The sequence below is a fragment of the Acinetobacter sp. YH16044 genome, from assembly GCF_013417145.1.
In the GTDB taxonomy this organism is placed as follows: Bacteria; Pseudomonadota; Gammaproteobacteria; order Pseudomonadales; family Moraxellaceae; genus Acinetobacter; species Acinetobacter amyesii.
Genome location: NZ_VPEK01000003.1, coordinates 221,723 through 230,861, shown reverse-complemented (window position 1 = coordinate 230,861; position 9,139 = coordinate 221,723). Strand labels below are relative to the sequence as shown.

The 9,139-nt window shown below is 39.7% G+C and carries 8 protein-coding genes and 1 rRNA gene; 8 read left to right on the top strand and 1 reads right to left on the bottom strand.

Annotated elements, in window-relative coordinates; all coding sequences use genetic code 11:
• Window positions 1-11 precede the first annotated feature (11 nt).
• From rrf to hisC, 8 genes are all read left to right on the top strand, one after another.
• A 5S ribosomal RNA gene (gene rrf / locus FTV38_RS03875) occupies window positions 12-126 on the top strand.
• Between the two features lie 260 nt (window positions 127-386).
• Entirely contained in the window at window positions 387-1,841 is a 1,455-nt protein-coding gene (locus tag FTV38_RS03870; protein WP_180021459.1) for an RNA polymerase factor sigma-54, read from the top strand.
• A gap of 168 nt (window positions 1,842-2,009) precedes the next feature.
• Window positions 2,010-2,342 carry a ribosome hibernation-promoting factor, HPF/YfiA family gene (gene hpf / locus FTV38_RS03865; protein WP_078191195.1) on the top strand — a complete coding sequence of 111 codons (333 nt, stop codon included), beginning with the start codon at window positions 2,010-2,012 and terminating at the stop codon, window positions 2,340-2,342.
• A gap of 135 nt (window positions 2,343-2,477) precedes the next feature.
• On the top strand, window positions 2,478-2,729 hold the full coding sequence (gene ibaG / locus FTV38_RS03860; RefSeq protein WP_078191194.1) for a BolA family iron metabolism protein IbaG: 252 nt from the start codon (window positions 2,478-2,480) through the stop codon (window positions 2,727-2,729).
• Between the two features lie 6 nt (window positions 2,730-2,735).
• The gene (gene murA, locus FTV38_RS03855) at window positions 2,736-3,992 is read left to right on the top strand and encodes a UDP-N-acetylglucosamine 1-carboxyvinyltransferase (protein WP_078191193.1); all 1,257 of its coding nucleotides are present in this window, start codon (window positions 2,736-2,738) and stop codon (window positions 3,990-3,992) included.
• Window positions 3,992-4,693 carry an ATP phosphoribosyltransferase gene (gene hisG, locus FTV38_RS03850; protein WP_180021457.1) on the top strand — a complete coding sequence of 234 codons (702 nt, stop codon included), beginning with the start codon at window positions 3,992-3,994 and terminating at the stop codon, window positions 4,691-4,693. The genes murA and hisG overlap by 1 nt, the downstream gene beginning before the upstream one ends.
• 203 nt (window positions 4,694-4,896) lie before the next feature.
• Window positions 4,897-6,198 (top strand): histidinol dehydrogenase, encoded by a 1,302-nt coding sequence (gene hisD, locus FTV38_RS03845; protein ID WP_180021455.1) that lies wholly within the window; start codon window positions 4,897-4,899, stop codon window positions 6,196-6,198.
• A gap of 181 nt (window positions 6,199-6,379) precedes the next feature.
• The gene (gene hisC, locus FTV38_RS03840; RefSeq protein ID WP_180021453.1) at window positions 6,380-7,477 is read left to right on the top strand and encodes a histidinol-phosphate transaminase; all 1,098 of its coding nucleotides are present in this window, start codon (window positions 6,380-6,382) and stop codon (window positions 7,475-7,477) included.
• 119 nt (window positions 7,478-7,596) lie between these two features.
• Here hisC and pabB read toward each other — a convergent pair whose 3' ends face one another.
• The gene (gene pabB / locus FTV38_RS03835; protein WP_180021451.1) at window positions 7,597-8,937 is read right to left on the bottom strand and encodes an aminodeoxychorismate synthase component I; all 1,341 of its coding nucleotides are present in this window, start codon (window positions 8,935-8,937) and stop codon (window positions 7,597-7,599) included.
• Window positions 8,938-9,139 lie beyond the last annotated feature (202 nt).

Sequence of the window (9,139 nt, the reverse complement as noted above, 5' to 3'; positions counted from 1 at the left end):
ATAACAGTTGTGCTGGCGACAATAGCAAGAGTGAACCACCTGATCCCTTCCCGAACTCAGAAGTGAAACCTCTTAGCGCTGATGGTAGTGTGGGGTTACCCATGTGAGAGTAAGTCATCGCCAGCTCATTATTCGAAACACCCCCAACTTAAACGTTGGGGGTTTTTTTTATGCGTGGTGAAAAGGAAAATAGAGTGAAATTAATAATATATCTAATTAAATAATTCATTTATAAGGCGAATTGTTCCTAATAAAAGAATAAATTAGCTGAATAATGTGTCTAAAAAAGACAAAAAATCGGGCGTTCTGTTCAAAATTATGCTATAAAAAATAAAACGGCATAAAAATTGCTTATAAAGTGCGGTTAATTATAGGGGGAGTTATTAATGAAATTAGCGATGGGGTTAAAGGTTGCCAATTCCTTATCATTAACACCTCAATTACAACAAGCCATTCGTTTATTACAGCTTTCAAGTTTGGAATTAGAACAAGAAATTCAAATCCAACTCGACAGTAATCCTCTATTAGAGAAAGTTGAAGAACAAAATACCGTTGAAAGTTTAAATAGCTTACAAGAAGAAGAAAGGGAAAATAAAGACTTAACCAATGAATTAAATGCCGATCATTTGCCTGATGAGTTACCGGTAGATACGGAGTGGGATGATGTTTATACGCATCAACCTACAAGTTTAGGTGCTGCTGAATTTGAAGAGCGCGAAGATAATCGGCAGGGGCATCAAAGTTTACAAGCACATATGCTTGAGCAAGTTAATCTTTTACACTTTTCTGTGATCGATAAACTAATTGCACACTGTATTATCGATGCTTTAGATAACAAAGGTTTTTTAGATTGTGACTTAAATGAAATTACCCAATCTGTTCAGCATCTTTTAGATTCTATGGATTATGAAGAAGAAGTCGAAGATGACGAAGTTTTGGTGGTTTTAAAGCATATTCAGCGTCTAGATCCTTTAGGTGTAGGTTCACGTAATCTCGCTGAATGTTTAATGGTACAAGTTGAAAATCTTCCTGAACATGTCGAATATCGATATGAAGCTATTTTATTATTGAAAAATTATGAGTTGCTGATTACCAATGAATTACCTAAGTTAATTAAGCAAACGGGTTTAAATACGGAACAACTTAAACTAGCCATTTGTTTGTTAAAAACATTAAAAGCACATCCAGGGCAAGAGTTTGAAGATAAAGATTCAGACTATCAAATTCCAGATGTAGTGGTGCTAAAAAAGAATGAACATTGGTTGGTACAGTTAAATCCTGATGTAATGCCAAAGCTACGAGTGAATTCTTTCTATGCCAATATGATCAAGCGTGCAGATCAAAGTGACGATAATCAATATTTACGTAATCAAATGCTTGAAGCTAAGAATTTCATTAAAAGCATTGATGAACGACATAAAACTTTATTAAAAGTGGCAACCTGTATTGTGGAGCATCAACGAGCGTTCTTTGAACAAGGGCCTGAGGCAATGAAGCCTTTGGTCCTGCGAGATATTGCGGAAGAAGTTGAACTCCATGAATCCACAGTTTCCCGTGTAACCACAAATAAATATATGCTCACACCACGTGGATTATTTGAGTTGAAATATTTCTTCTCAAGTCATGTTGGAACATCGTCTGGTGGGGAAGCATCTTCGACGGCAATTCGTGCAAAAATTAAAAAGTTGATTGCAGAAGAAAATACACGTAAGCCTTTGTCTGATAATGCAATTGCAGTTTTGCTTAATGCAGAAGGTATTGATGTTGCTCGTCGTACAGTTGCGAAGTATCGTGAATCGTTACATATTCCATCATCTTCAGAGCGAAAAGTGTTGATCTAAATTTGAAAATCTGACTATTCTAGAGGTTCATTATGACGAAATAATGAATCTCTTTTTTTATAAGGAATGGCCGAAATGATCTGATTGTGTAAATGTATGCTTCGCATATTGAGTTGGATGATTCGGCTTGAACTTTTCCAGTCCTGAAAGAAGGTGAGGGATAGAATTATGCAGATTACAATTCGTGGCCATCATTTAACAATTACGCCAGCAATAGAAGAAAATATTCGTCTTAAATTTGCGGAAATGACCAAACATTTAGATCAGGTCAATAGTATGCAAGTCAAACTGACTAAAGATCATCAGGTTGATAAACGTTCAAAAAAAGGTAGTGATAATCATATTGCGGAAGCGATTATACGATTACCTGGGACAGAACTTTTTGCACAAGCGTGCGCTGATGATATGTATACCTCGATCAAAAAATTGTCTGAAAAATTAAAAAAACAATTACATAAACATCGAAAAATGCAGCTCATTTATATGCCTTTAACGGTTTAGATTGTAAATTGTACAAAAAGAGGTTTTTTATAACCTCTTTTTTTATATATATAATGTATGTGACTAATGAATTATTTTTTAGATTTATAGTAAAATGACGGGTTTTACACCGTTAGTCCTATATGGGGTCTTGTGATGAATAGTGAACAGCTCACTGAAATTTTAAAAGCTGCTTTTCCAGAAGCTGAGGTTGCAGTTAGTGGGCAAGGCGGCAAATTTGATCTACGCATTGTCGATGATCAATTTGAAGGCAAACGTCCTGTTGCTCGTCAACAATCTGTTTATGCACCTTTGAACTCCTACATTGCCAGCGGTGAAGTACATGCAGTAACAATTCGTGCAATGACCAAAGAAGAATGGCGCAAAGCAAGCTTATTCGGAGCTTAATAATTAATGGATAAATTTCTGATTCAGGGCGGTACTAAGCTCGAAGGTGAAGTTCGTATTTCTGGTGCGAAAAATGCTGCATTGCCATTACTCGCTGCAACTATCCTTGCGGATACACCTATTACATTAACTAATGTGCCAAATCTAAAAGATGTGAACACCTTAGTGAAATTGATCGCAGGTTTAGGTGTTCAAATCAGTTATGAAGGTGATACGGTTAAGGCTGATACTTCTAGCTTAGATAACCAATTTGCACCATATGAACTCGTGAAAACCATGCGTGCATCTATTTTGGTGCTTGGCCCGTTATTGGCGCGCTATGGTAGTGCAAAAGTGTCTTTGCCGGGTGGATGTGCAATTGGTTCACGCCCTGTAGATCAACATTTAAAAGCTTTAGAAGCACTTGGTGCTGAGATCGAAGTTGAAGCAGGTTATGTGCATGCCAAAGTGGATGGTCGTCTAAAAGGTGGCGAAGTTGTCTTTGATATGGTCACAGTTGGTGGTACTGAAAATATTCTAACTGCTGCGGTTCTTGCAGACGGTGTAACGACCATTCGTAACGCGGCTCGTGAACCTGAAATTACCGATCTTGCTAATATGTTGATCAAGATGGGTGCAAAAATCGAAGGTTTGGACACAGATACTTTGGTTGTTACAGGTGTTGAAAGCCTACATGGCTGTGAATATGCCGTTGTTGCTGATCGTATTGAGACAGGTTCTTATCTCGCTGCAGCAGCGATCACTGGCGGTAAAATCAAAACCACACATACTGATCCAAACTTGTTGGAGTCTGTGCTAGATAAATTTGAAGAAATGGGCGCGGAAGTTACGCGCGGTGAAGATTGGATTGAACTGGATATGATGGGTAAACGCCCGAAAGCAGTTAGTTTCCAGACTTTACCACACCCAGAATTTCCAACCGATATGCAAGCACAGCTTATGGCTGTGAATGCAATTGGTCGTGGTTTTGCCACAATTTCTGAAACGATTTTCGAAAACCGTTTCATGCATGTACCTGAATTAGCACGTATGGGTGCCAATATTCAGGTTGAAGGTAATGATGCTGTTGTTACAGGTGTAGAGAAATTATCTGCTGCACCCGTGATGGCAACTGATTTACGAGCTTCTTTCTCATTGGTTTTAGCAGCACTTGCCGCTGATGGGGAAACGTTGATTGACCGTATCTATCATATTGACCGTGGTTATGAAGATGTTGAAGCGAAGTTACAAGGTTTAGGTGCCCAAATTAAGCGAGTAAGTTAATGAGCGATATGAGAAACGATGATCCCAATTTTGACGTAATGGGCAATTTTGATCATGGTTTAACTTTAGCATTAAGTAAGGGACGTATCTTAAAAGAAACTTTGCCATTGTTGGAAACAGCTGGCATTAACTTATTGGAAGATCCGGATAAATCTCGTAAGTTAATTTTTCCAACGACCCATAAGCACGTACGTATTTTAATTTTACGTGCTTCTGATGTACCAACTTATGTTGAAAATGGTGCTGCAGATATTGGGGTGGCAGGTAAAGATGTGCTGATGGAGCATGGTGCACAAAATGTGTATGAACCATTGGACTTAAAAATTGCCAACTGTAAGTTAATGACGGCTGGTAAAGTCGGCATGGTTCGTCCGAAAGGTCGTTTAAAGATTGCAACCAAGTACGTCAATTTGACCCGTCAATATTATGCAAGCTTAGGCGAGCAAGTTGATGTGATCAAACTGTATGGTTCTATGGAACTTGCGCCATTGGTTGGTTTAGGTGATTACATCGTCGATGTTGTGGATACCGGGAATACTTTACGTGCCAATGGTTTAGAGCCTTTGGAAGAAATCTGTAAAGTGTCTTCACGTTTAATCGTGAACAAGGCAAGCTTTAAACGTAAACAAACTTTGTTGAATCCAATTCTTGCACAGCTAGAAAAAGCCGTGGAAGAACGCGAGCAAGCAAAAAAAGCATAAGTCGTTAAATTCTTAGCGCTATGCTGACCAAACCGCTCAAATCTGGGCGGTTTTTTTATGAAAACTAAAAAATAATGATAAAACTGTATTTTCACTAATTTTAACGAAAGTTATTTTCAATAAAACTCCACATGAACACATGCGATAGATGTCCACAAGCTGCTGTAAAACAGGTAAACTAATCTTTTCCAATAGATTACCTTGTGGGTAAATTGATGCGACGTTTATCGACTCAAGATCAAAACTTCAAGCAAGCTTTTGCTGACTTGTTGGCTTTTGAAACTGTGAATGATCCAGAACTTTTAAAAACCGTTGACCAAATCATTGCTGATGTTCGTCAGCATGGTGATGCTCATGTTCTTAAATTGACACAGCAGTTCGATCGACATCCAGCGCATCAATTCTCAGAATTAGAGCTGACACAAGAACAGCTGAAAGCAGCATTTGATGGTTTAAGTTCAGAAGTGCGTGAAGCCTTAGAACTTGCTGCGAACCGTGTTCGTGAATTTCACCAAGCACAAAAGCAAGACGGCTGGACCTATGTTGATGCTTTAGGAAATACCCTTGGTCAAAAGGTCACACCGCTGGACCGTGTAGGTATCTATGTACCAGGCGGTTTAGCTTCTTATCCGTCTTCTGTATTGATGAATGCTGTACCTGCGCATGTTGCTGGCGTGCCTGAAATTATTATGGTGGTGCCTGCGCCGAATGGTGATTTGAATCCATTGGTTTTGGCAGCAGCTTACTTAGCCGGCGTACACCGTGTATTTACCATTGGCGGCGCGCAAGCGGTTGCAGCATTGGCTTATGGTACAGAAACTATTCCATCTGTGGACAAAATTACTGGCCCGGGCAACCGTTTTGTTGCTGCAGCAAAACGTGCAGTATTTGGTCAAGTCGGTATTGATATGATTGCAGGGCCATCCGAAATTTTGGTCTATGCCGAAGGTCAAAACAATGCTGAATGGCTGGCAATGGATTTATTGTCACAAGCGGAACATGACACTGTGGCTCAAGCGGTATTTATTACGCCAGATGCAGAACTTTTAGATCAAGTTGAGCAATGGATTGAAAAGCATTTAGAAGCGTTACCAAAAGCGGATATTGCGCGCACTTCAATTGAAAACCGTGGTGCATTAGTTTTAGTCAAAGACCGTGCTGAAGGCGCTGAATTGATTAACCAAGTTGCACCTGAGCATTTGATGCTGTGCTTAGATCAAGCGCAGGAAATGGCTGAAGATATCCGCCATGCCGGCGCAATCTTCATGGGACGTTATACACCAGAAGCGATTGGTGATTACTGTGCAGGTCCAAACCACGTGTTGCCAACCTCTGGTACAGCGCGTTTCTCATCACCGCTCGGTGTTTATGATTTCCAAAAGCGCTCAAGTTTAATTATGTGCTCTGAAGATGGTGTGAAAAGTTTAGCGAAAACGGCTGATACATTAGCACAGCAGGAAAATTTAGATGCGCATGCGCGATCTGCGAGATATCGTTATCAGTAATAAAATATAGACTAGGTGAAAAACTTAGTTTTCCAAAACTATAAACCTCTCCCTAACCCTCTCCTGAAAGGAGAGGGGAAATCTCATAAAATGAATATTCCTCTCCCTGAACGAGCTTTAAGGATTCCTTTAAAGCGAAGTGCAAGAGAGGTTAGGAGAGGGTGAAAAAGAGCAAAATAAAATGCCAAATATTACCTCTGAACAAATGCGTTTTTGGAGCCCTGATGTACGTGAATTAGAACCGTACACACCGGGTGAGCAGCCTAAAATCCAAAATATTTTAAAACTCAATACCAATGAAAATCCGTATCCGCCATCGCCAAAAGTGGTGGAAGCAGTACAAAAAGTGTTGGCAAATTCTGCTGATGTTTTACGTTTATATCCAGATCCAGATGCGTCTGAGTTAAAGCAAGCGATTGCAAAACAGCAGCATGTACCTGTTGAGCAGGTCTTTGTCGGCAATGGCTCGGACGAAGTGCTGGCGCACATTTTTAAAGCCTTTTTTGTGCAAGAGCTGCCGGTTTTGTATCCAGATATTACCTACAGTTTTTATCCGGTTTATAGCCAATTTTTTGGCATTGCGGCCAATACTAAAATTTTACCGCTCAATGATGCCTTTGAAATTGTGGTGGATGACTATAAACAGCCGAATGGCGGCATCATTATTACCAATCCGAATGCACCAACCAGCATTGCTTTAGGTTTGTCTGCAATTGAGGAAGTGTTGCAAGCCAATCCAAATTCAGTGGTTGTGATTGATGAAGCGTATGTCGATTTCGGTGCGGAATCTGCTGTGGCTTTGGTTGCCAAATATGAAAACCTTGTAGTTTGTCAAACCACGTCTAAGTCGCGTTCACTTGCCGGTTTGCGTGTCGGTTTCGCGATTGCGCAGCCGCATTTAATCGCAGCGCTTGAGGCGGTAAAAAACAGCTTTAACTCTTATCCGATGGACCGTTTTGCGATTGCAGCAGCCGTGGCATCATTTGAGGATCAAGCGTATTTTGAAGTGCAAAATGCCAAGGTGATTGCGAGCCGTGAAAAGCTTGTAGAGCAGCTGTCTGAGCTGGGCTTTAAGGTATTGCCGTCTGCGGCAAACTTTATTTTTGCATCATTGCCTAATAAAGATGCAAGTGAGTTGGCTGCTGATTTGCGCGAACGCGGAATTATCGTGCGTTATTTTAATAAGCCGCGGATTAATCAATTCCTTCGTATCACCATTGGTACAGATGAACAAAATCAGCGCCTTGTAGATACTTTGAAAAACGATATTTTGGCTTAATCTTTGCAATCTCCGCGAAATGTAAATCTAGCCGAACCCTCCTTTTGAAAAGGTGAGAAGCACTGCTTCGCAAGGGGAGTGATTCATTAAAAAAGCGATTCAATAGAATCGCTTTTTTGTTATTCAGGTTTATGCCAGGTATTTAACAAATCCAGCATGGCTTCGACTTTATCAAAACATTCTTGATATTCAGCATCGCAATCTGACGCGATGGTGATTCCGCCGCCCGCCCAAAGAGAAACCTGATCTTGGTATTTTTGAATAGAGCGGATCAAAATATTCCAAGAGCCCGTGCCATCGTGATTAAAATAACCCATTGAGCCGCAATAGGCACCGCGTGGAGCACCTTCAAGTTCATTAATAATTTGCATCGCACGGATTTTAGGTGCGCCGGTAATCGAACCGCCCGGCAGTGCCGACATCAGAACCTCAAAAGGGTTTACATCTGTTTTCAGCACGGCTTCAACTTCACTGACCATGTGATGCACTTGATTAAAACTTTCAATATCAAAAAGTTTAGGTGTTTTTACAGAACCTGTTTCTGCATAAACACTCAAATCATTACGCAGTAAATCGACAATCATGACATTCTCAGCCATGTCTTTTTCAGATGATTTTAACCGTTGTTTTGACTGCTCATCTAAAATTGGATCTTCATAGCGAGGCATCGTGCCCTTGATTGGCTTGGTAATCATTTTGCGTTCAGGCTTAAAATCTATAAAAAGTTCAGGCGAACAACTTAAAATTTCAAAATCATCAATACGTAAGTAGCCTGAATATGGTGCATCAGTCAGTGACCAAAATTCTTGAGCGGTATCTAAGAGTGAACCGTTTGCTTGAGCTGTAAATTCTTGGGTTAAATTAATTTGATAGCAATCGCCCGCTTTAATATATTCCTGAACTTGGTCAAAGGCTTTTGTGTAGTCTGACTTGGACCATCTTGCAGTACATTTTTGCGTTAATTTAAATCGATCTTGAGCGATCTCGGTTTGAATTAGGTGATCAATGTAGTCGTAAATCTTAGCTGCAGAATGATCAGAACTATAAAAATACCAACCATCATCTTCTAATTTTAAAAAACTGGAAAATTGTCCTAAAAACAAGCGAGGTTGGGCTTTGGCGTGCAAGGAAATCTGTTGCTGCGTTGCATAATCATAGCTAATAAAACCAGCCCAGCCCCCAGAAAAACCGCTGCCTAATTTTGAACATAAATCTTGGAAGGCGATATTTTGCAAGGGCTGAGTATCACATTCCGCATATTGATCTAAATTAGTACGGACATAAGTTTTAAGTTCATCATTCTTAAATTGCTGATATTGATTTGCCAAAAAGCAAATAACAGGTTGGTTTTGATCTTCTAAAAAAATCACATGTGACAAGGGTGCAAGCGCTTGCAAAATATTTGGAGCACTAACATTTTGTTTGAGAATAAATTTTTTTAAAGAAATCGGTTTTTGCATCAACAGAGAAATTAAATTTAAAGACTAAAATGGATTTTATACCATTCCTAATTCATTTGGTTTGCAAATACCGTTTATCGGTAAGAATTAGATTGCGACCAACGACAGTTGAACAAATTTCAGCTTGGATATAATTTAATCGAGCGAGCAAACGACTCAAGGAAAGATTTAACAGTTGTCACAAAATAATATTACAGCTGAA